A 23,185-nucleotide genomic window follows, 5' to 3' on the forward strand; every position below is an offset into this window, starting at 1 on the left:
GATTGCATGAATAATCATATAGAATTTGATTCGATCTGGTTTGGATTTCATCTCGCTAGCATGACTAACGGGCGATATCACCAGATCGAAGATGCGGCGATTGGTGTAAAAAATGGCCGTATCGCGTGGATTGGTAAACAGATTGATTTACCGAACTATGAAGCGAAACAGCAGAATGACTTGGCTGGAGGATGGGTGACGCCCGGTTTAATTGATTGCCACACGCATCTGGTTTTTGGTGGCAATCGCGCCAATGAATTTGAACAAAGGCTCAATGGTGTGAGTTATAAAGAGATCGCTGAACAGGGCGGTGGGATTGCCGCATCCGTCAATGCAACACGAACAGAAAGCCATGCACAATTAGTTGCTTCGGCAAAACGTCGTTTGATTTCATTAATAAAAGATGGCGTGACCACCTTAGAGATCAAATCTGGTTATGGCTTATCGCTTGAACATGAAATAAAAATGCTACAAGTAGCCCGTTCTTTAGCTGAGGAGTTATCGGTTGATATTCGCACAACTTGTTTAGCCGCACATGCCTTACCAATCGAGTATAAAGACCGAGCAGACGAGTATATTGATTATTTATGTGATCAGGTTCTGCCTGAAGTAGCAAGATTGGAACTTGCCGATGCAGTTGACGCGTTTTGTGAAGGCATCGCATTTAATCCTAAACAGGTAGAAAAGTATTTCAAAACCGCGCATTCCCTTGGATTACCGGTTAAGTTGCACGCTGAGCAATTGTCCTCTTTGGGCGGTTCATCATTGGCCGCGCGTTATCAGGCCTTATCTGCCGATCATCTTGAGTTTATGACTGAAGCTGATGTCTCCGCTATGGCAGATTCGGCAACGGTTGCCGTCTTACTACCGGGGGCCTTTTTTACCCTTAGAGAAACGCAGAAACCACCAATTGATTTGCTGCGGAAATATAATGTTCCGATGGCCATTGCAACCGACGCTAATCCGGGTACATCACCGGTTCTGTCACTTCGATTGATGATGAATATGGCGTGCACTTTATTTGATTTAACACCAGAAGAAGCTTTAGCTGCCACCACGGTGCATGCCGCGCAAGCCTTAGGGTTATCTGCAACGCATGGAGATTTGAGCCTTGGAAAAGTCGCAGATTTTGTTTGTTGGGACGTAGAAAGTCCCGGCGAACTCAGCTATTGGATTGGTGGTGATGTGCTAAAAACCCGAGTGAAATCAGGAGAGATTCAACATGCATGAGATCACAAGCCCTTTCCATTTTCAGCAAGGAAATAGTCCTGTTCTAGTGAGTATGCCGCACAGTGGTACGTCATTGTTACCGAACATGGAACAACGTCTAACAGAGCAAGCGAAAAACTTGCCCGATACGGATTGGTATCTTGCTGAATTATATGATTTTTTATCAGAATTGAATGTCAGTGTGATCAGCGCAAGTTATTCACGCTATGTAGTTGATTTAAACCGACCTATTGATGATAAACCTTTGTACACAAGTAAAACCACGGGTCTTTTCCCAGAGATTTTATTTTCCGATCAAGCGGTGTTTTTATCCGGTCAGCAACATTCAGCTGAACTAAAAGAGCAGATAAAAAGCGATATTTGGCGCCCTTACCATCAAAAAATCGGGCATGAGCTTGATCGTATTAAACAGCAGTTCGGCTACGCTATTCTGTTTGACGCGCATAGTATCGCCGAGCAAGTGCCGATGTTATTTGATGGTAAGTTACCTCACTTTAACTTTGGTAATAATGACGGAGCGGCTAGTGCTTCAGCCTTACTTTCAAGCATAGAAGAAGTCATAGCCAATAGTGGTTTTAATCAAGTGAGTAATGGTCGATTTAAAGGGGGCTATATCACCCGATGTTTTGGCCAACCAGAGCAGGATATCCACGCCATTCAGTTAGAGTTATCGCAAGCAACTTATTTGACGGATAAGGCCTTAACGGATGCAGCAAATCGGTATCAACTCGATGTTGTTAAAACGCAGCAGCTTAAACCTATTTTAAAGCAATTAATTAGTACCTTAATCAGCACAGGCAATCAACAGTATGTTCGTTAATTTTCAAAATAGTAAAGGAGTCCTATGATGAGCGAGAAAAATTTTAAGGCATTGGTATTAGAAGGCATTCCTAAAACATTGCCTGCAAAACGAGAAAGGGATAGCAGCCTGAGCCATGCGCCGAAAAGAAAAGACATTCTGACATCTGATGAAAAAAAATTGGCGCTGAAAAATGCGTTGAGATATTTCGATACAGAGCACCATGCCGTTCTTGCTAAAGAGTTTTATCAAGAGTTACAGCAATACGGCAGAATTTACATGTATCGATACAAGCCTGACTACGAGATGAAGGCTCGCTCGATTAATGAATTTCCACACCAGTCTAAGCAAGCCGCAGCGATTATGTTGATGCTAAATAACAACCTTGACAATGCGATTGCTCAACACCCTGAAGAACTGATCACCTACGGTGGCAATGGCGCCGTTTTTTCCAATTGGGTTCAATATCGTTTAACCATGAAATATTTGGCAGAGATGACGGATGAGCAAACCTTGGTCCTTTACTCTGGGCATCCGATGGGGCTGTATCCATCCAATAAGAATGCGCCAAGAGTGGTCGTTACCAATGGAATGATGATCCCAAATTATTCAAAACCGGATGATTGGGAGAAATTTAGTGCGCTAGGTGTCACTCAATATGGACAGATGACGGCTGGATCTTTTATGTATATTGGCCCTCAAGGTATTGTACATGGGACAATGATCACAGTATTAAATGCCGTAAGAATGCAAAAAAATCGCGATAAATCTAAGTTACCAGTGTTCGTCACCTCTGGACTAGGTGGTATGAGTGGTGCACAACCTAAAGCCGCAGTGATCGCCAAAACCATTGGCGTAGTTGCCGAAATTAACCCTAAAGCGGCCTATAAAAGACATCAGCAAGGCTGGGTTGATGAAGTCCACGAAGATCTAGATAAAATCATTACCAGAATGAAACTCGCCATCGAACAACATGCGCCAGTATCGCTTGCGTATGTAGGTAATATTGTTGATCTTTGGGAACGCTTGGTTGATGAAGATATTACTATTGACTTAGGTTCGGATCAGACCTCATTACATAACCCTTGGGCCGGAGGATATTACCCTGTCGGTTATAGTTTTGAGCAATCCAATGAAATGATGGCCAATCAACCAGAGCAATTTAAACAAGCGGTGCAAGACACGCTAAAAAGGCATGTAGAAGCAATTAACAAACTGACGGCTAAAGGAATGTATTTCTTCGATTATGGCAACGCCTTTCTTTTGGAAGCAAGTCGCGCTGAAGCTGATATTGTTAATCAGGATGGCTCCTTTAAATACCCATCTTATGTCCAAGATATTATGGGACCTATGTGTTTCGATTATGGTTTTGGTCCATTTAGGTGGGTTTGTTCGTCTTCCGATGCTAAAGACCTTGATATGACCGATAAAATCGCAGGCGATGTGTTAGAAGCAATGCATCAAGAGGCACCAGAAGAAATAAAACAACAAATTGCCGATAACTTGCTTTGGATTCGACAAGCAAAAGAGAACAAATTAGTGGTTGGATCTCAGGCGCGAATTTTATACGCCGATGCAGAAGGTCGCATGAGAATTGCAGAAGCGTTTAATGAGGCTATTAAGGATGGGACCATTTCTGCTCCGGTTATCCTGGGACGAGATCATCATGATGTTTCTGGTACCGACTCACCTTATCGTGAAACGTCGAATATTTACGATGGCTCAAGGTTCACTGCGGATATGGCGATTCAAAATGTTATTGGAGATTCATTCCGAGGCGCAACTTGGGTGAGTATCCATAATGGCGGTGGCGTTGGTTGGGGAGAAGTAATTAACGGCGGTTTTGGAATGATGCTTGATGGGTCGGAAGAGAGCGATAAAAAGCTAAAATCTATGCTTCATTGGGATGTCAATAATGGCATCTCTCGACGAAGCTGGGCGAGAAATGAAGGGGCGGTATTTGCGATTAAACGCGCCATGGCCGCCGAACCAAACCTGACCGTTACCATTCCACATTTTGCGGACGATTCATTGCTTGATTCACTCATCCAGTAGCGTTTGTTATTGTTTTCCAGCGCGATTTTTTATCTGTTTCTATGTAAAGAAGTAAAGAAGTAAAGAAGTAAAGAAGTAAAGAAGTAAAGATATCGAGAAATAGATAATATAGACATAGATAGTATAGAAATTGATTTAACTAGAAAGATCGCGCTGATTTTCCAACAACAAGGTGGCAATGAATGCCTAATATAGAAATGATGACCAATAATGAGATAACGCCTGATTATGAGGTAATGTCGTCGAGTGATTTTAAATGTATGCCTTGGAAGAACGGACTTGGCAGTACGCTTGAGATCGTACGTAGTGACGATAAACATGGTCTTCGTTATCGTATTAGCCAGGCCAGTGTTGTACAAGATGGTTTATTTTCCGATTTTAGCGGCTTGCATCGCACGCTTATTTTACTGTCAGGTAACGGTATGCTGTTACAGCACAGTAATCGGCACGATCAACATCATCAATACACACATCAATTAGACAATGCTTTGGATATGGCTTGCTTTTCTGGCGGGGATAAAACCAATGCTATATTGAATCAAGGCTCGATTGACGATCTGAACATCATGGTGCGCGATACCGATACATCGTCGACGGTAACGGTCGTGCGTGCACCACAATCATTGGGCGTGTCTAGCGAAGCCAATATTTTATTGAACGCATTTTATGCGCATACGGAATGCAGTATATGTTTGAAGCACTATTCTATGGAAAATATACAAATAAAATTGCCAGTCAATAGCTTACTGGTTATTAAACCGACTCAAGTTTGGTCTCTGTGGGATATCGTGGTAAAAGATGGCGATGGCGTACTAATAGCAATATCCAAATGAAGATAACCACACTAAGAGCATTTTTAAATACGAGGCTAAGTAAATAATGTGTCCATGACTTCGGCAAACTGTGCGTTTAGTTCTTGGTCGAGCTCATGATCACCATTTTTAATTACTTGCTTTCCTGCAACATAGACATGGTTTATTTGTGATTTTTCGCCGGAGAACAACCAACGATTCAACTGTTGCGAATAAGATAAACCCGATAACCATTCCGTTTCTTTTAACTCTAACCAATCAGCACGGCATCCAACCTTAATTTCACCGATTGCAACACCGCAAGCTTGTGCACCCCCTTTGGCTGCTTGAGTCCAGAGCGATTGCCCAACAGAAGGTTGAACTTCTGACGCTAAACGATTACGCTTTTGTTGTCTTAATCGCTGCCCATATTCAAACCAGCGCAACTCTTCTAATGCGCTCACTGATACGTGGCTGTCTGATCCGATCCCCCAATTACCATGCTGAGATAAGAATTCGCCCGCAGGAAATAATCCATCGCCAAGATTAGCCTCTGTTGTTGGGCAAATGCCTGCAATTGCGCCACTTTGCGCAATCGAGGCTACTTCTTTGTCGGTTAGATGCGTGGCATGAATCAAGCACCAACGTTTATCGACAGTAAAGTGCTCAAATAAGTATTCCACTGGACGAAGACCGCTCCAGTCGAGACAGTCGTTCACCTCTTTTATCTGTTCTGCAATATGAATATGGATCGGTAAATCAGCAGGCAGTTCCGCTAAAATATGCTGAATTTGCGCTTTGCTAACAGCGCGTAAAGAATGAAAACAAATACCTAAACTATTCAAAGATGAACATTGTGTTTGTAAGTGATGGAACCGTTCTAGGTATTGTTGAGTTGTTTGAATAAAACGTTTTTGTATTTCATCTGGGCGTTGTTGGCCAAAGCCGCTATACGTATATAAAACAGGCAGTAAAGTTTGCCCAATGCCGACACTTTTGGCGGCCTGTTGTAACTGAATTGCCATATCATCTTGCTTGTATGGGTCGCCATTCTTATCGTGATGAAGGTAATTAAATTCGGCGACTTGTGTATAACCACCTTTCAACATGTCAACATAGAGATAACGAGCAATAATACCCACTTGCTCAGGTGTCAATTGCCCAACTAAAGCGTACATTTGTTGGCGCCAAGTCCAGAAACTGTCATCAGGATCACCGGCAACTTCAGCCAGACCAGCCATGGCACGCTGAAATGCATGAGAGTGGAGGTTTGGCATAGAAGGGATTACTAAGCCATTGAGTTTTTTAGCATCGGTGGGGCAAGGTGCACCTTCGTTTATTGACGTGATCACACCACTACTATCGACGTATACAAGAACATCTTCTGCCCAAGCATTACCCACTAGGGCTTTATTAAAAAAATACTGCATCATAAAATAGTGTCATCCTTAATCTTGTATAGACATATTTATACAAGATTGGTGGGAATATGCAATACTCTCTCAATTAAAACTCGATAATAAATAAAATCTAACCCATACCCTTACTCTACATTTCGTTATTGGATACTACTTTTTATGTTTTATCCGCGAGTCTATTACTCGACACTTTTATTGTATATACATGTAATGTAACATGATGCGATGTATACGACACATTTTTTGAATGTCAGTGATGATCGACATTGACACTATGCATGTAAAAAGGAAAGTACATGATCTTAAATAGTGATGACTATAGAAAAAAGGCGAAATTCCTCCTTCCTAAGTTTGTTTTTGACTATGTCGATGGGGGAGCAGAAAGCGAATCAACGATGAAATTAAATCGAGATGCTTTCGATAAATGGGGCTTTGTTCCATCCGTGTTGGTCGACTGTGACACGTGTGACACTTCCGTTACCTGGCTTGATAACTCGTATTCAGCTCCTTTTGCGGTTGCGCCAACAGGCTACAATGGCATGTTATGTCATCGAGCAGATGAACATCTGGCACTTGCCTCACGAGATATAGATATTCCTTATATTCAAAGTACGGTTTCCACTAGTTCCATTGAAGATATAGGTCAACACCAACTACCTAACTACTGGTTTCAACTGTACGTATTACGAGACCGTGCGGTAACAAGGGATCTGTTAGAAAGGGCAAAGAACCAAGGCTGTCGTACTTTAGTTGTTTCTGTGGATGCCGTCTATTTTGGAAATCGTGAACGGGATAAAAGACACTATTCAAAACCACTACATCTATCTTTAAAAAGTAATATAAACATAGCAATGCATCCTTGGTGGGTGGCAAAAGTGATTTTGCCTCAAGGGATCCCGGGGTTTGGTAATCTCGCGCGTTATCTTCCACAGGAATATCAAAAAGGTGTCGGTGCTGCAGCTTATTTTGCAGAACAAATGGACCCAACATTGGATTGGTCTGTATTGAGTTGGATCAGAGAAGTTTGGCAGGGTAAGTTGATAGTCAAAGGTATTTTGAACGAACACGATGCAAAAAAAGCAATGGAATGTGGATGCGACGGTGTGGTTTTGTCTAATCATGGTGGACGTCAGCTCGACGGTACTATTTCGCCAATAGAAATGATTCAGACGGTCAGATCAGTGATGGGAGAAGATAAGTTGTTGTTGGTTGATAGTGGTTTTAGACGAGGTACCGATATCGTAAAAGCCATCGCTCTGGGGGCTAACGGAGTGTTGATTGGCCGTCCTTTCTTATATGCATTGGCAGCAGACGGCAAGCAAGGTGCAACAAATATGATGAGTATGTTAAAGCAAGAGGTGGAAAGAACCATGGCTCAATTAGGCTGCAAAACCATTAGTGATATCAATTCAAGTGTTCTAAAACGGCTCTAATGTCCCGCTAAGTTGGCTTTTAATGTATTTGGCTAGGTCGTATTTTAGGTGGGTAGGGTGGCTAAACTATGGCTCACCTAAAACGAAAAGGTGAGCCTGTGTATATTTAAAAGCAGTTTTTAAACAAGCAACTTGCTGGGAATTTTTTCGGTTAACTGTTTTTGGGCTAACTATTATCAAAAACGTGTGGCGTTACTTCGTTGCCATTGGTCTCACCTTTACGATAGGCCACTATATTGGATAGAGTGGTTTCTGCAATATTTTGCAGTGCTTCATCGGTAAGGAAGGCTTGATGACCTGTAAAAATAACATTGTGGCAGGCTGAAAGTCGGCGAAATATGTCATCTTGAATGACTTCTGCGGACAAATCCTCAAAAAACAGTTCTTTCTCATGTTCATAAACATCTAACGCTAAGCCGCCCAGTGTCCCATCTTTTAATGCATCGATGCAGCTTTGTGAATCAACCAGTTTTCCACGACTGGTATTGATTAAAAGCGTTCCTTTTTGCATTTGACTGAACGCTTCTTTATTGATTAAAAAAGTATTTTCAGTGGTTAATGGGCAATGAAGTGAAATAATATGAGATTGTGCAAGTAAGGTGTGCAAACTAACATATTCTACCCCTAATGCTTTTGCTTCTTCATTAGGATATGGGTCAAATGCCAGTAGTTTACAGCCAAAACCTTTAAGGATCCGCAGCGTCGCCAACCCAATTTTTCCTGTGCCTACAACCCCTGCTGTTTTACCGAAAATATTCATTCCGGTTAATCCTTCCAACGAGAAATTTGCATCTCGGGTACGCTGATAAGCTTTATGAATCCGACGGTTAAGTGTCATCATAAGAGCGATTGCATGTTCTGCTACCGATTCAGGAGAATAGGCAGGGACTCTGGATACTCGTATGCCGTAGCGCTTGGCAGCATCCAAGTCGACATTGTTAAAGCCTGCACATCGCATCAATAACAGTTTTACGCCTTGCTCGCAGAGGACTTTGAGTGTTGCCTCGCCTAAATCATCATTGACAAAAGCGCACACAGCATCATTGTTTTGTGCAAGGCTGGCCGTTTTTTCATTCAGTACAGTATCGAAATATTCAAATTGTAGTTCATCACTATTAATCACATTCTTTTTATGCAGTTCAAAGCTTTTTCGGTCATAGCGTTTAGCACTGAAAAATGAAACTTTCATTATATTCTCCTAGATTGTTGAATAGGTAAATCAACTGAATGAGATCAAATAGCTGTCTGCCTTTTCAACCGTTTATAAATAATAATGCACATGACATTACAACATTCAGCCACAGCATTCGACCCTTTTAAAACTGTTACCACCGCTTAAGTAGCGCTGCTTAAGCGGTGGTTGGTCGGTATTCTTAACCTCGACTTCCCATATTGTTCTTTTTTAAGCTTAATTTACTCTTTTTTAAGCTTCATTTTAATAAATCTATTGACCAAATCGTGTTAATCGCTAGTATAGCTGTCTGGACATCTAAACGTCTTCTAATTTTTAAATGGAGTTATCATGAAAAGCTACAAAAAAATCACAACATCGCTACTGGCATTGGCTCTCGTACTCGGCGTAGTAGGGTGTGAACAAAAGGAAGAATCGGTTATTAAAATTGGTGCGACTGTTGGTCCACACGCACAAGTTGTGGAGGCGGTTGCCAAAGAAGCGGCGAAGCAAGGGATCAATATTCAGGTAGTGGAGTTCTCAGATTATATTACGCCTAATGCCGCACTAAGTGATGGAAGCATCAACCTTAACAGCTATCAACATCAACCGTTTCTAGATAACTTTAATGATAATCACAGTAGTAATTTAGTCTCTATTGGCCGTTCAATTTTAATGCGCATGGGTGTTTACTCTAATAAATATAAGACACTGGACGCGATCCCTGAAAATGCACGAATTGCGATTCCGAACGATCCAACTAATGGTGGACGCGGTTTACTATTACTCGAAAGTGCAGGATTGATTACGTTAAAAGAAAACGTGGGATTTAAAGCTTCTTTGAATGATATAGCTAGTAATCCTAAAAACATTGAATTTGTTGAAGTGGATGCCGCTCAATTACCACGAACACTTGACGATGTAGACGCGGCGGCTATTACCATGAACTATGTCATGTCTTCGGGCCTTGATCCTAACAAACAAGGTATCTACTTAGAGCCAAAAGACGCACCTTTAGCGGTAATGGTAGTTGCAGCAAGAGAAGAAGACAAAGATAAAGAGTTATACAAGAAAATTATGGCTATTTATCACTCTGACGAGATTAGTGATTTCTTAACAGACACCTTTAAAGGCACGATAGAAGCGGCCAATTAAGATTTGCCCTTCAGCATTATATTCCTCCAGGTAGAATCCATTTCTCACCTTGTAGAATTTAAAGAGGATCAGCTCTGATCCTCTTTAGTGAGTTAATTTTTCGAGCCAGTTAAATTGTAGTTAAGGGTTAATTTCTACCTGCTATTACGCCGCCATCGACATCCCAAATTGCGCCTGTAACCCAACTGGAATCGTCACTAAGCAATAAATTCACTACGTTTGCTATGTCTTCAGGTTGACCAATTCGACCGATTGGGTGAAAACCATTGAATGTCGCCAGAGTTTCATCCATAGCACTAGGCTCAATAAATGACTCAAAAATGGTTGAATTGACCAATGCTGGCGATATCGCATTAACACGAATATTATGATCACCTAACTCCATCGCTAAATGTTGTGTTAATGCATGCAGTCCTGCTTTTGCCATCGAGTAAGCAGAAGAAGGCGTGGCTTTAATTGCTTGCTTCGCCCACATAGAGCCAATATTTACAATGGAACCACCATTGTGAGCAATCATGTTTTTGGATACCGCTTGTGATATAAAAAATATTGCTCGGTTTAATTCATGATAAATATCATAATCAGAATTATCATGTTCAATAAATGATTTTGGTTTAAAATAGCCAGCTGAATTAAGTAAATATTTAATATGAAATTTACTATTGACAACAAAATTAATAATATTGTTAATATCATTGTTATTATATAAATCAGCTTGAATTGTGCTAATATCTCCGAATGATGAGAGTTCTGCTTTAGCTCTATTTAGCTTTTCTTGGTTTCGTCCTACGATAACGGTTTTTATGTTTCTATTGAGTAGTTGTTTTGCGCTCTCATATCCCATTCCACTTGTTCCGCCAATGATAAGTGCAATTGGTTGGTTTGTATTTTCCATGTTCCATTCCTTGTTAGTATGTATTGTACGAAACAAAGGCTACAAGGATTGTTTGCCACAAAAAAGTAGGTACAATTAAGTAAGGTAGGAACTAATAGGTATATCTTTATGAATAATAACAAAAAAATATTTATGAGAAATTCAGCTCCAGAGCGAAGTGCTCGTATGATTGAAAGTGTATTTAGATGCAAGTGGTCATTAACTGTCTATCAACTATTGGCGGAAGATATTAATAGACCAGGAGAAATGGTGCGTAGCGTTGAAGGATTAACAACAAAGGTTCTGAATGAGTGCCTACGGAAAAATGTCGAATTTGGTATCATTGATCGAATCGAATATAATCAAGTTCCACCAAAAGTGGAATATGTTGCCACTCCATTTGGAAAGAAATTTATCCATATCTTAGAACAATTAAAAGAATTACAGAATGAAATGAACGTTTGAGTTTTATAGTTAAATATTAAAATTATTAATTGAAATTTAATAAATATGATATTAATATAAAATATGATTTCTATATTAGTTATATAAGCTTGGTTTTAGTTAGATAAGCAAGACTATTTGAAATGTATTCTATCTTTTTTGGAGTAAAGCATAAGGTTATACCTGTTGTTTGAGTTGCTCCTGACAATATATTCTTATCGTAGAAAATTTCACTTTTTGCCATTATTTTTAACACGTGGCCATTTTGCCAATCTAAAAAAAGTAACGTCGCAATCGGATTTTCATGTAGATTGCCTAATGTATTAAAAAAACCATTTCCAACATAATCCTGCATGATTAATTGTCCGTTGGAATTAGTCGAGACAAAACCTGAATTGCCTCCGCGGTGGGATATATCTGATCCTCGGTTATTTATATGTTTACCGTCGTTGAAACTGCTCGCGATAAAAAGGCTATCAGCATTGGTGATCAAAGTGAGGTCTTTAGGTTGTAATTTATAACGAGTTACGTTAGAAAAATCGCCATATCGATGGTTATTTAACAAAGTTTTAGGTTGAATGTACTTAGGACAATTACCATAACTTTGTAATATCTTCACTGTAATATATTTTTGGCTACTATCTATTATTATACCATTGGCTCGATTGCGTCTTTTGCTATTAAACTCGATACCCAATAAACCTATTCTATCTCCTATATCTAATGCATCAAGTATAAAATCACCTATCGAATTTTGGGTATTAATCCTCAATTCTGTCTCGGTAATTGATTGAATAAAGCCACTATCTCCAAATAACACGCTCGCTTGGATGCCAGACAGACGATCTTCATAGCCAATAAAAATCATCGTTAAAGATTCAAAGAAGTCTCGATGTTGCTGTTGCAAGAATTCTCGAATGAATCTAGGGCCTATATGAGCCATTTTTTCGGTGGTACCTGTCCACTGTTGGATGGTCAATTCGCCTTGATGCCAGATAGGCAAAGATTCATTCGTCATTATTAATCCTTATCCGCAAATTAGTTCGAGTCGGATACCACCGGGTATTGTACACATCATATGATGCAAAGGTGTTCCATTTAGAGCTTCAGGCGCAAATTCAACTTCAATATCATCTACCAACGAGAAGCGATTATATAGTGTTTCCAATTGCTTTAAGTTCGCTACTTTTAGCGCAAAATGATGTAATCCGACGTTTTGTTGACGATCGAAGTTCACTTGATGGCTATGGTCTTTTATTTGCCATAACGTCAACATCACCGAACCGTCAGATACAAAGATAGCGGGATAATTAGGTTTTTCACCAACTTGCGAGAAGTTTAGGTGATTGATAAAAAATGCAGCAGTGTCTTTGATATTTGGAACGCTTAGTCCAAGATGATGAATGCCATTTGTACCAATACCGTCGCCAGATTGCGTCTTATTTGCTGTTGTATTACACATAAGTAATAGCCTTTAATGAGTGAAAAACAAAGAGTGAACAGATCTGTCTATACTATAGGTGAACAGATTTGTTTACGTCAAGTTTAAATTGGTTATAATTTGAGGAATAAGTAGGGGTAAAGTATATGCAACCACGAAAACAACATTTGATAGACACAGCTAGAACGTTATTTAATCAGTACGGATTTCATGCAACTGGTATCGATTTAATTTTGGCGCAATCGAAGGTATCTAAAGCGACGTTGTATAAGCATTTTCAAAGTAAAGACGAGTTGATTTTGGCAGCATTAGCACAACAACATGAACGTGTGATGAATATGATGCAGGCGAAATTTGATGACTTAGCCGAATCTGACGAATTGCAAGTGCTTATGCTGTTTGATGTTTTAGACGATTGGTTCAATAGCGATGGCTTTTTTGGCTGTAATTTTATTAATGCTAGTGCCGAATATTCACAGGCAGAGCATCCAATATATGAGTATGCAGCACAACATAAGCGAGAGGTGGTTGAATTTATAAGCACTAAGCTCGCGTCTCAACAGTCTTCAAAAGCGGTTCAAATAGGGTTATTGGTTGAAGGGGCCATTGTAATGGCACACACTCATGGAATTAAAAATTCAGCACTGATTGCTAAAGATATGGCTCAACAGGTTATTAAGGGAAATGCTGAATGAAAGTGCATGAATGTGTATCGTTTTTATTGATTGATGGAGATAAAGTGCTACTTGAAAAGCGATCTGACAACAAGGAATTAAGTGCAAATTCAATCAATATTCCAGGTGGTCATATAGAACAAGGCGAGAGTCAGGTTCAAGCATTATGCCGTGAAATCAATGAAGAGCTGCAGGTAGTACCGATAAGTTACAACTACCTTTGTTCGCTTTATCATCCAACTAGTGAATTTCAACTTCTTCATTACTACGTCGTGGATCGTTGGGTGGGTAATATTTCTGCTCAAGAAGCCGATCAAGTTGAATGGCATGACATGCTCGCTGCACCCGTTGAGATTGAAGCGGATAAATTAGCGCTGTCTGAGTATCAAAGAGTCAGTCCTTATTTACGTTGAGCTGATAGCTAATATATGTTGGCAAATGGTTTTGGGATTAGCGGGACACACACCAAACGATGGACTTAGGGTTAACGGGACACACACTAAACGATCGAACAAAATGAGATTATGATGAAAAACCTGATTTTGTAAAACCAGGCAGGCAATGTTATGCGGCAAGAAACAAACCAGGCAATTTAGCGAATTGATTGTTCAGATAATGTTAGTAAAAGATGAATCTGCTGGAATTGAATTTACAAAAGTGGGTTAAGTACTTTATTGCGGAATAAAATCAGTATGGGATGTGAGTTTGAACGCCGATATTGAAGTTTTATCAAAAAAATACCTTCACAATATTTGGATAAAAAATATCATTAGTCAATGTCAAATATATTTTAAGTTGACTAATGATACTTGTTTGACCTTACAAAGATAAAAGTTGATGTAGATCACATAATATCCTCATATATGACCTATTTAATGTTGTTATTAGTGATACAGTTAACAAAATTTAATTTGTAACAATATATTAATGAGGATGTAAAAATGAATCTTTTTGAACAAACAAATCCTTCGCGCAGACGCTATGGTCTCGCTGCCTTCATCGGTTTGATCGCTGGGATCGTTTCAGCATTTGTGAAGTGGGGAGCAGAACATCCTTTGCCGCCGAGAAGTCCTAGCGATATATTCAACGCAGCATGTGCACCAGAGTCATTAATTCGAGCAGCTGAGCAAATTGATTGTTCAAGAAACTTCCTTAATCCTCCTTATGTTTTTCTACGCGATTGGTTAGGTGTTATTGACCCAAATGGAGCGGTGTATACTTTTGCTGGCCATGTATTTAATTGGGTAGGTGTTACCCATATTATTTTTTCTATCGTTTTTGCGGTTAGTTACTGTGTGTTTACCGAGATTTTTCCAAAATTTAAATTGTGGCAAGGTTTGTTCGCTGGCGCACTTGCACAGTTGTTTGTGCATATGATTTCTTTTCCTTTAATGGGATTAACGCCGCCATTATTTAGCCTGCCTTGGTATGAGCATGTATCTGAAATTGTTGGGCACTTGATTTGGTTCTGGTCAATTGAAATTATTCGTAGAGATTTACGTAATAGAATGACTCATGAACCCGATCCAGAAGTGAATTTGGAAGCAAGAAGCTGTTAATTTTTTAATATAGCTGAATATCTAAAAAGGTCGCTTTTAAAGTGACCTTTTTTATATATGGCATTTAGATACATTTTTTGTGTTGATGTGTGTGCTTATAGAATGACTTAATTTATTTCGGTATTGAGTGTGTGTCCTTGATCTCTTTCTGTTGCTATTGAGGTTGCATTGCGACCATTGTTTTTGACTTGATAGAGAGCTTGGTCTGCTCTGTGGACCCAACTATCTAAACGTTCATCTGGTAACATTTGTGCGACTCCAAAGCTACAAGTAATGTGTCCGACTTGATCAAAGTCGTATTCTGCAATTGACAGGCGTAACTTCTCCGCGATGAGTTTTGCTTCTTCAGCATTACACTGAGGCAACAAGATAATGAACTCTTCTCCGCCCCAGCGGGCTAAAATATCGCTAGATCTTAGATTTTGTAGGGTTAATTGAGTTAGGTTAATTAAAACCTTATCGCCTGCACTGTGCCCGAAACTGTCATTGATGTTCTTAAAATGGTCAATATCAAAAATGATTAAGGACAGAGAAGTGGCGTGACGCTGGGCTCGAGGTATCTCTATTGTTGTACTTTCTTCAAAGTGACGTCGATTAAAAGCTTTGGTGAGAGGATCTGTGGTGGCAAGCTTAGTTAAGGTGCGACTGGATTTTCGTAGCTTTCGATAGGCAGATTCAATTTCAGAAGTATAACTCAAAACTAACGTGCGCCCGATCAGTAGAAAAACCAATAAATAAACAGGCAATAATATAAACACCATATTAAAACTAACAACCCAGATACCGTAAGTCTGGTCAACTTTTGCTGAGCTGCCCATTAAAAACAACCCAAGTCGTACAAGTTGTACTAATAGTTGAACCATCAATAATCTTTGCAGTGAATTTAGAAAAGGTTCACTAGGGCGTTCCTGAAGGCGTAGCATTATCATTTCGACCAATGTCCACCCAGCAAGACAAATAAGTAAAATGACCAGTAATAATTGGTGTTCCCATTGCATATTGAGCAAAGAGAGTAAATCTAAAAGAAAATTAAGTGCTAGGATTAACGCACTTAATGCTCCAACCATGTTAAGTGGCAATTTTGCTTTTTGTAACCAGGGTGAGAGTGGCTCCTTCACTGATTTTCTCCTGATGTTCTCATAATAATTGGTCCGATTAGGGTCCGCCATTCATCGGAGCAATCAGAATAGAGGGCATCACAATCATTTGCCCATTTTGGGAATATAACTTGGTTAAATGCTTGCCGAAGTAATTGATAGTCCTGCTTACTCGGTTCAACATTAATTAGATTATAAGAAACCCCTGCATTACATGGCTGGCCAGTATTGCAGGCGGAAAGCTGTACATGAAGCTGCTCAACGGATGCCCAAATAGCTTCAACATAAGCGTTAAAGGCTTGCTCTAATTTGTCTTGCTGGCTATTAGATAATTGGTTCCAGAGATTGAGATTAATAACATAACCATTGATTGCCATTTGAGTACGTAGTGCGAAAAAATGAGTGGAATATTCTGGCCAACCAGCCGCATTAGCCGAGGCCGCACTGCTGATCGCACAGTCAATGAGTCCACTGCGTAGGCTCGTTTGGACATCTTCAAATAACATAACAACAGGTAATCCACCAAAGTATTGAATGAGAGGTGAGTAGGCCGCGTTGCTCACTCGTACTCTAAGGCCATCAAGATCTTGCAAAGATTGAACCTCGGTTCTGCAGAAAAAGACTTGAGGACCAAATGGCCACATACCCAGTAACTTGACATTAAAGCGCTCTTGTAATCGACGGTCTAGAGCAGGAGTATAGGCTTTCATTATTGCGTATGACGTTTTGATATCGACAGAACCACCGAGTAAATCAACGCCGAGAAGTGTCGGTTCCATCCAAGCATTTTGATAAAAACGTAGTGATACTAGGTCAAGAGCACCTTCTCGCAACATGATTAATTGGTGACTGTCCTTAAATCCTAACGTATCAACAGGTGTGTAATTTACTTCAATTGGCAGATCAGTGGCTGTTGCAAGCCCTTCAAAAAATTGCTGTTCTGCCATGTGAATACTGCCTGACTCATGTTGCTGACCAACGACTTGGATAGGAATAGAATCCAATACCTGCCAGGCGATATAAAATCCGCTAGTCAAAGTTATTGCAATTAGAAGTCTAATCCACATATTATCAATTTCCTCAAAGTGTAAACCGGAAAAGGCGATTTGAAGTTAAATAAGTTTGTATAATTGGTAAGCTTTATAGTGGTCGTTATTTGTCGGTCTTAACGGTACCGTACAATGACTTGCTACAAAATGAGCAACCAACTGAATGAACGCTCAATGAGCAAACATACGTTAATCTTTTAGGGATATCGCTTATTACATTCTACAGACAATGTGCGATTATTAGAACCATATATGAAACTTATATTATAACGTGGGTCGATATATTGTAGAGCCATTTATACAGCAGGAGAGGGTGGTTATATGGACGTGAAAGTACTCAAGAGTTTTGTCGCTGTTGCGACACATTGTAGTTTTTCAAAAGCTGCGAAAGAGTTGCATACTGTCCAACCCGCTATTAGTCGTCATATTATTAGTCTTGAAAATGAGCTAGGTGTGAGTTTGTTTTTTCGTACGTCGCGCGAAGTTGCTATTACTGCAGCGGGTGAAAGGTTACTCAGAGATGCAATAAATTTGATTGACCAAACAGAAAAGACTAAACAAGCGGTAATGAAGGCTTCTTCGGGTGTGATTGGTTGCCTAACCATTGGTTACCTTTCTGGTGCGACACTTGGATTTCTACCCAGTCTGGTTCGTCAATATCTTACTGAACATCCTAATATTGATGTTGATTTAGTCGAGTTGACGGCATCTGAGCAATTAGAAGCGATCCAAAACAGAACCATTGATATTAGTTTTTCCCGTCCGCTTCCCACCTCTATGACGCAGGATTATAGTTCAACAGAGCTTTATCTTGATAAGCTTGTAGCAATTGTTCCGGTTACTCATCCTCTAGCAAACTCACCATCCCTCACGTTAAGTGCACTGAGTGATGAAGGCTTTATTTTGTTTCAACGTAGCCAAGCGGTAGGTTTGTTTGATTCGATCATCAGCCAATGTGCATTAGCTGGTTTCTCTCCAATAATCAAAAAGCAGCCTAAGCAAATGCAAACGGTATTAACTCACGTTGCGTCTGGGCTTGGTATTTCTATTGTGCCTAGTTCAATTAAAGATTTGAGAAGCGACGGTTGCATATTTATTCCGTTAGACGATGTGTATATCAATATGCCACTTGTAATGACGTATCAGCTTAATACGCTTTCTCCAACCGCAAAATCATTTGCTCGATTGGTAGTTGAGCAACAAGGTTTTATTGAACAAGTAATGGCATAAATCAATACAGTTTATGTATAGAATCTAGATAAATTGATCATTTTTGTTATTTTTCGATTGCTCTTAAACTGCAACTCATTAAGTCGATATGACTATATTTGAGAGTAACCATGCCACAAGAAAATACATTAAGCCGCGGACGTTTGTTGTTAATGTCGAGTGCGGTATCTGCAACAGCAGCTAACCTTTTTTATAATCAACCTCTTTTACCTAGTATTGGCCAGGATCTTGGTTTAACCAGTGAACAACTTGGTGCAATTTCTGCTTCAGGGCAAGTAGGGTATGCGGTGGCTTTGCTGTTTGTATCTCCTCTTGGAGATACCCTACCGCGTAAGCGTTTGATCGCGATATTATCTATATTATTGGTGTTTTCATCATTGGTGGCTTTTTCTGCAGCAAGTTTGTTGACGTTAGTTGTGGCGTGTTTTGCTATTGGTTTGAGCGCGAATATTACTCAGCAGCTTATTCCTTTTGCTGCTTCTTTAAGTACGCCAGAAACCAAAGGCCGAGTGATTGGTACATTAATGACCGGTTTAACCATTGGGATTTTACTATCCCGAACATTGAGTGGTTACGTAGGCGAACAGTATGGCTGGAGGGCGGTATTTATTCTGTCCGCAGCACTTGCTACGTTATTTGGTGTGCTGCTTTTGGTTTTCCTTCCAACAAATGTGCCTAATAATAAAATGGCTTATCCAAAGTTAGTCGCGAGTATGTTTACTTTATTAAAGCAACACGCAACCTTACGTACTTCTTCTTTAACTGGCGCGTTATGGTTTGCTTCATTTAATGCGTTGTGGGCGACAATCGCACTGCATGTGAGTGAATCACCTTTCAATTACAACGCTCAGCAAGCGGGTATGTTTGGAGTGATAGCACTGGCAGGTGTCATTGGAGCTAAAGTATCTGGGTCACTAGTAAGCAGAGTGGGTTCACGAAAGATGGTTAACGTAGCGCTGGTATTGATAGTGATTGGGTTTGTTGTCACTGGATTATTTTCCGATGAATTATTTGGATTGGTGATTGGTATTATTCTTATTGATCTTGGGGTATTCAGTGCTCAAGTTTCTAATCAAGTCCGGATATTTTCCATCGATCCGCATGCACAAAGTCGAATCAACGCAATCTATATGCTGGGCTATTATTTTGGTGCTGCATTTGGTTCATATATTGGTATTCAGGTGTTTGAATACGCTGGTTGGGTTGGTGTTGTAAACTTCAGCGTAGCTGTTGTTATACTTGGTTTAGTCGTGAATCAGACCGCTAAGCAGTAATAGTCAGATTGTAGAATACTGTTAGTTGTTTTTTGCCCATGAAATACTGGCCTGTTAGGTTGTATCAGGCCAGATTACACATAAATTACTACTGGTCAGTTCATTGAATTTAGAACATTTTATTAGATGACAATTAACTTGGAGATTCGGTAAAAACTGATTGCAGTTTCTCTTGCAATGTTTGGTAAGAGAAGTGTTGCTTACCGAGTTCAAAATTTTTATCAGTGATGGCTTGGTAGCGTTCTTTATCAGTAAGAATATGGATAATTTGCTGGGTTGCATTTTCAATTACTTTGGGACTCACGGTAACTAAACTATTGTCTAGTGTTTGGTAGTGATTACCTAAAGAGACAAAATCACAATTAACAGGTTTTATGTCTTTTTCATAAACGGAATACTCAAATATGAGTGTTGGTTTTCGTGCGAACATCGCTTCTAAAAGTTGGTTGCCCCAACCTTCATAAATACTCGGATACATAACAAAATCACAATCTACATAAGCGTCCCATAAACTGTAGATTTTTTTACCATTTCGGATTGTTCGCTCGTGATCGACCAGCGAGGGATCAATTATAAATTCAATACCGGACTGTTTACATTTGTCTTCAAGTAACTGGATATATGAGCCGTGATCTTCATGCAAACCAACCATAGCATAAACAATGCGTGAGTTTTCTGTGAATGGTTTACCATTATATAGCGTCTTACCAATGAGTTGCTTTTTGTTTTCACCTAAACACTTAATCACATCGACAGCGAGTTCAATTCCTTTACGCGCAACCAGCCGAGTTCCTTGAAGAAAGAATAAGTCATTATCACTAATGCCTAATTTAGAACGAAAATCTTGGTTATATTGATCTCTTGACCATGTTTTTTGTTGGAAATCAAAAACGTTTGGAATGTATATTGATTCCACTCCTTTTTTGGTTTTTAGATCGGCCTGGGCAAGTGTATTGATGACGCAGTGCTTAATGTTTTTACCTAAAGGAGGGAAGTTTAGTTGTAAGCTTTTATTGACAAATGGGTACTTAGAACCAGAGAAAAATTCACGTTCCCAATAAAAATCATGATGATGATTGATTACTTTAATCCCAGTTTTCTTTATTACTTGTGCAAAAGCATCACCGATAGGAATACTACGTCCCAAACAACAGATATTGTTTGGCACTAACACGTCGATTTTTTCGTCGATTAGAATTCTTTCTAGTTTTGCTGCTACAAGGTGTTTTAATTTATCGGAACGCAACTTTAATTCTTGTTCGGTTTTATCTTGATGAAGATATAATTCCATACGCAGTGCTTCGTCTTCAGGAAAAAGAAGAGCCAGTTCATCAATCAGATAAGTTGTTCGTTCAGATGACCCTTGAGACCCAGCAATATAGACAACTTCATGTCCCAGTTGCTCAAGAGTTAGCGCCCATTTATCCATTTCTAAAGAAACACCATCCGTTTCACCAACTCGATAATGAGAAAGTGCTATTTTCATATTAAAACCTTATTTAATGTTACCTGTAGCGACGTCCAGATAAATTCTTTTTGAACTACTGAAAGACGGCATTAGTTATTATAGTGATAGTGAAAAGACTGCAAATCGGTTTTGTACTTAAACGGAATTTGAATCTTTTATCATAGAAAGTGTTAAAGAATGAGCAAAATGATAGATTATATCTTAGTGGTTGATCACAGATTTCATCAATTTAATGACGCTGCTTTGTAAACAAAAAGTGAAACCAATAACTCAAGAGAAAAATGAATGGAGCCAACCATGATATCGGCTATTGCTACCCGATTAACCAGAGGGTCGGATTTAAAAAAATCTATCCAACAACTTGTTGTTCAACATAATATACAAGCAGGTAGCATTGCTTCCTGTGTTGGTTGTTTTTCTATAGTAAACCTTCGGTTAGCCGGAGCACAGACAACATTACAACTCGAAGAACCACTAGAAATAGTATCAGTGATGGGCACTTTAACAATAGAACATCAACATATTCATGTGTCAGTTTCTGATAGTGTAGGACGTGTTACTGGAGGACACTTGTTAGAAGGGAGTATAATTGACACCACAGCAGAACTTATAATACATCATTATCCATCTTTCCATTTTTCTCGACAGTTCGACAGCAGCACAGGTTTTACCGAACTGGTGATTACTGAGCCTTAGTTTAACGGGACACACACCGATCGCTTACAAGGACACACACCAAATAGTATGAGAAAGCGACTGAGTTTCTGTCAAGCTTGTTCAATTTATACACGCTCAATTTCCCTTAAATACTCAGCTTGTTATTGTGGTACCAAACACATAAGGACCACCATGACCACAGCACGAAAACAACTCATTTCTTTGGAAGCTACGCCTTATTACCATTGCGTCTCTCGGTGTGTTAGGCACAGCTTCTTATGCGGTTTTGATACCGTCTCCAATATCAACTATGAGCATCGGCGAGAGTGGGTTGAGCATAAAATACAAGCGCTGACTTATACTTATTGCGTTGATATTTGTGCTTATGCCGTGATGCATAATCACTATCATTTAGTCGCGCATATTAATCAAAACAAAGCGAAAGCGTTGTCTCAGCGAGACATTGTTCAACGATGGCAGCATCAACATAAAGTGCCTGTGTTAATTCAACGTTGGTTGAAAAACCAGTTAACCTGCCAAGCGGAGCAGAAAAAATGTGACCAAATAATTGAAGTATGGCGTGAACGATTATGGTCCTTAAGTTGGTTCATGAAAGAGCTCAACTACCATATCGCCTGTAAAGCGAATCAAGAAGACCAGTGTACCGGCCACTTTTGGGAAAGTCGGTTCAAAAGCCAAGCTTTGCTGGATGAAAAAGCCCTCGCAGCTGCAATGGCGTATGTCGACTTAAATCCAATTCGTTCTGGCTTAGCAAAAACAGTTGAAACATCGGAATACACTTCCATCAAATGTCGGTTAGAGGCATTGAGTAAGAACCGGTATACCGCACCGTGTTTGCATCCTTTTATTGGCAATTCTAACAACAAAATGATGAGTGGTCTGCCTTTCCGGCTCATCGATTACCTCGAATTAGTTGACTGGACAGCGAGGCAATTCCGAGAGAAAAAAGCATCAATGGATAAGACGTTACCATCTATTTTACAAAGGTTGAGTTTTAACCAGAAAAGCTGGTTGCATGCTTGCACTCGACTGGAACAAAAACGCTCAACAGCCATAGGCTCTGCGAGCAGCCTTATTCGAGCAAAGGCTGTATTTGATAGAAAAAAGATCCATGTATATAAACTAGAGTAACGCCTTAATACAAATAGCATCTCACTTCTTCATGCCAGTATAAAACTGGTCAATTTTGTTCCTCATTCTTGTTTAATTAGCTGGAATTTTTCGCTTCTTCACCGATTTATTCATTTTCATTATGAAATGATATGGGAAAAGCAGTTTTCGCGACTGTGAGGAGTATTGGTTTGAATGTTACTTTTATTTAGCGTGTGTCCTGTTAAGCGATAAA

General features: G+C 39.7%; 22 protein-coding genes. 14 read left to right on the plus strand and 8 right to left on the minus strand.

Going from position 1 to position 23,185, the window contains the following annotated elements:
- Positions 1-6 precede the first annotated feature (6 nt).
- The 4 genes from hutI to ACLKML_RS07055 all read left to right on the plus strand — a co-directional run bounded on the left by hutI (position 7) and on the right by ACLKML_RS07055 (position 4,917).
- On the plus strand, positions 7-1,230 hold the full coding sequence (gene hutI, locus ACLKML_RS07040) for an imidazolonepropionase (RefSeq protein WP_413283004.1): 1,224 nt from the start codon (positions 7-9) through the stop codon (positions 1,228-1,230).
- On the plus strand, positions 1,223-2,050 hold the full coding sequence (gene hutG / locus ACLKML_RS07045) for an N-formylglutamate deformylase (protein WP_413283005.1): 828 nt from the start codon (positions 1,223-1,225) through the stop codon (positions 2,048-2,050). Before hutI ends, hutG begins: the two co-directional genes overlap by 8 nt.
- Positions 2,051-2,074: 24 nt before the next feature.
- Positions 2,075-4,084, plus strand: coding sequence for a urocanate hydratase (locus ACLKML_RS07050; protein ID WP_413283006.1), 2,010 nt, complete (start codon positions 2,075-2,077; stop codon positions 4,082-4,084).
- Between the two features lie 182 nt (positions 4,085-4,266).
- Complete coding sequence (locus ACLKML_RS07055; RefSeq protein ID WP_413283007.1) at positions 4,267-4,917, plus strand: HutD family protein; 651 nt, start codon at positions 4,267-4,269, stop codon at positions 4,915-4,917.
- A 35-nt stretch (positions 4,918-4,952) separates the two neighbouring features.
- Here the strand turns inward: ACLKML_RS07055 and ACLKML_RS07060 are convergent, their stop codons facing one another.
- A complete protein-coding gene (locus ACLKML_RS07060; RefSeq protein WP_413283008.1) occupies positions 4,953-6,308 on the minus strand; it encodes a formimidoylglutamate deiminase in 1,356 nt (451 codons plus the stop codon).
- 281 nt (positions 6,309-6,589) lie between these two features.
- On the opposite strand from ACLKML_RS07060, the gene ACLKML_RS07065 reads away from it, so the two are divergent.
- Positions 6,590-7,726, plus strand: a complete 1,137-nt coding sequence (locus tag ACLKML_RS07065) for an alpha-hydroxy acid oxidase (RefSeq protein WP_413283009.1) — start codon at positions 6,590-6,592, stop codon at positions 7,724-7,726.
- A gap of 166 nt (positions 7,727-7,892) precedes the next feature.
- Here ACLKML_RS07065 and ACLKML_RS07070 read toward each other — a convergent pair whose 3' ends face one another.
- Entirely contained in the window at positions 7,893-8,918 is a 1,026-nt protein-coding gene (locus ACLKML_RS07070) for a 2-hydroxyacid dehydrogenase (protein ID WP_413283736.1), read from the minus strand.
- Between the two features lie 330 nt (positions 8,919-9,248).
- Here ACLKML_RS07070 and ACLKML_RS07075 point away from each other — a divergent pair, with 330 nt between their 5' ends.
- Positions 9,249-10,052 (plus strand): MetQ/NlpA family ABC transporter substrate-binding protein, encoded by an 804-nt coding sequence (locus tag ACLKML_RS07075; protein WP_413283010.1) that lies wholly within the window; start codon positions 9,249-9,251, stop codon positions 10,050-10,052.
- A 127-nt stretch (positions 10,053-10,179) separates the two neighbouring features.
- Here the strand turns inward: ACLKML_RS07075 and ACLKML_RS07080 are convergent, their stop codons facing one another.
- Entirely contained in the window at positions 10,180-10,947 is a 768-nt protein-coding gene (locus tag ACLKML_RS07080) for an SDR family NAD(P)-dependent oxidoreductase (protein ID WP_413283011.1), read from the minus strand.
- Positions 10,948-11,055: 108 nt separating this feature from the next.
- On the opposite strand from ACLKML_RS07080, the gene ACLKML_RS07085 reads away from it, so the two are divergent.
- Complete coding sequence (locus tag ACLKML_RS07085) at positions 11,056-11,391, plus strand: winged helix-turn-helix transcriptional regulator (protein ID WP_413283012.1); 336 nt, start codon at positions 11,056-11,058, stop codon at positions 11,389-11,391.
- Between the two features lie 79 nt (positions 11,392-11,470).
- Here the strand turns inward: ACLKML_RS07085 and ACLKML_RS07090 are convergent, their stop codons facing one another.
- Both ACLKML_RS07090 and ACLKML_RS07095 read right to left on the minus strand, forming a co-directional pair.
- Positions 11,471-12,388, minus strand: a complete 918-nt coding sequence (locus ACLKML_RS07090; RefSeq protein WP_413283013.1) for a hypothetical protein — start codon at positions 12,386-12,388, stop codon at positions 11,471-11,473.
- 9 nt (positions 12,389-12,397) lie between these two features.
- Positions 12,398-12,832 (minus strand): VOC family protein, encoded by a 435-nt coding sequence (locus tag ACLKML_RS07095; RefSeq protein WP_413283014.1) that lies wholly within the window; start codon positions 12,830-12,832, stop codon positions 12,398-12,400.
- A gap of 125 nt (positions 12,833-12,957) precedes the next feature.
- Between ACLKML_RS07095 and ACLKML_RS07100 the strand changes: the two genes are divergently transcribed.
- The 3 genes from ACLKML_RS07100 (at position 12,958) to ACLKML_RS07110 (ending at position 15,044) form a co-directional block, all read left to right on the plus strand.
- Positions 12,958-13,506 carry a TetR/AcrR family transcriptional regulator gene (locus ACLKML_RS07100; RefSeq protein ID WP_413283015.1) on the plus strand — a complete coding sequence of 183 codons (549 nt, stop codon included), beginning with the start codon at positions 12,958-12,960 and terminating at the stop codon, positions 13,504-13,506.
- On the plus strand, positions 13,503-13,898 hold the full coding sequence (locus tag ACLKML_RS07105; RefSeq protein ID WP_413283016.1) for an NUDIX domain-containing protein: 396 nt from the start codon (positions 13,503-13,505) through the stop codon (positions 13,896-13,898). The genes ACLKML_RS07100 and ACLKML_RS07105 overlap by 4 nt, the downstream gene beginning before the upstream one ends.
- A 528-nt stretch (positions 13,899-14,426) precedes the next feature.
- Entirely contained in the window at positions 14,427-15,044 is a 618-nt protein-coding gene (locus tag ACLKML_RS07110) for a YagU family protein (protein WP_413283017.1), read from the plus strand.
- A 107-nt stretch (positions 15,045-15,151) separates the two neighbouring features.
- Here ACLKML_RS07110 and ACLKML_RS07115 read toward each other — a convergent pair whose 3' ends face one another.
- Together ACLKML_RS07115 and dctP are read right to left on the minus strand one after the other, a co-directional pair.
- On the minus strand, positions 15,152-16,162 hold the full coding sequence (locus ACLKML_RS07115; RefSeq protein ID WP_413283018.1) for a GGDEF domain-containing protein: 1,011 nt from the start codon (positions 16,160-16,162) through the stop codon (positions 15,152-15,154).
- A complete protein-coding gene (dctP, locus tag ACLKML_RS07120; RefSeq protein WP_413283019.1) occupies positions 16,159-17,208 on the minus strand; it encodes a TRAP transporter substrate-binding protein DctP in 1,050 nt (349 codons plus the stop codon). Before dctP ends, ACLKML_RS07115 begins: the two co-directional genes overlap by 4 nt.
- Positions 17,209-17,511: 303 nt before the next feature.
- On the opposite strand from dctP, the gene ACLKML_RS07125 reads away from it, so the two are divergent.
- Together ACLKML_RS07125 and ACLKML_RS07130 are read left to right on the plus strand one after the other, a co-directional pair.
- Positions 17,512-18,420, plus strand: coding sequence for a LysR substrate-binding domain-containing protein (locus ACLKML_RS07125; protein ID WP_413283020.1), 909 nt, complete (start codon positions 17,512-17,514; stop codon positions 18,418-18,420).
- A 110-nt stretch (positions 18,421-18,530) separates the two neighbouring features.
- Positions 18,531-19,694: an MFS transporter gene (locus tag ACLKML_RS07130; RefSeq protein WP_413283021.1), complete on the plus strand. Its 1,164-nt coding sequence runs from the start codon at positions 18,531-18,533 to the stop codon at positions 19,692-19,694.
- 133 nt (positions 19,695-19,827) lie between these two features.
- Here ACLKML_RS07130 and ACLKML_RS07135 read toward each other — a convergent pair whose 3' ends face one another.
- The gene (locus tag ACLKML_RS07135; RefSeq protein WP_413283022.1) at positions 19,828-21,180 is read right to left on the minus strand and encodes a glycosyltransferase; all 1,353 of its coding nucleotides are present in this window, start codon (positions 21,178-21,180) and stop codon (positions 19,828-19,830) included.
- 279 nt (positions 21,181-21,459) lie between these two features.
- Between ACLKML_RS07135 and ACLKML_RS07140 the strand changes: the two genes are divergently transcribed.
- Both ACLKML_RS07140 and ACLKML_RS07145 read left to right on the plus strand, forming a co-directional pair.
- The gene (locus ACLKML_RS07140; protein ID WP_413283023.1) at positions 21,460-21,858 is read left to right on the plus strand and encodes a PPC domain-containing DNA-binding protein; all 399 of its coding nucleotides are present in this window, start codon (positions 21,460-21,462) and stop codon (positions 21,856-21,858) included.
- 153 nt (positions 21,859-22,011) lie between these two features.
- Positions 22,012-22,971 carry a transposase gene (locus tag ACLKML_RS07145; protein WP_413283024.1) on the plus strand — a complete coding sequence of 320 codons (960 nt, stop codon included), beginning with the start codon at positions 22,012-22,014 and terminating at the stop codon, positions 22,969-22,971.
- The last annotated feature ends 214 nt before the right edge of the window (positions 22,972-23,185 follow it).

This window comes from Vibrio sp. MA40-2 (assembly GCF_047302445.1).
GTDB lineage: Bacteria > Pseudomonadota > Gammaproteobacteria > Enterobacterales > Vibrionaceae > Vibrio.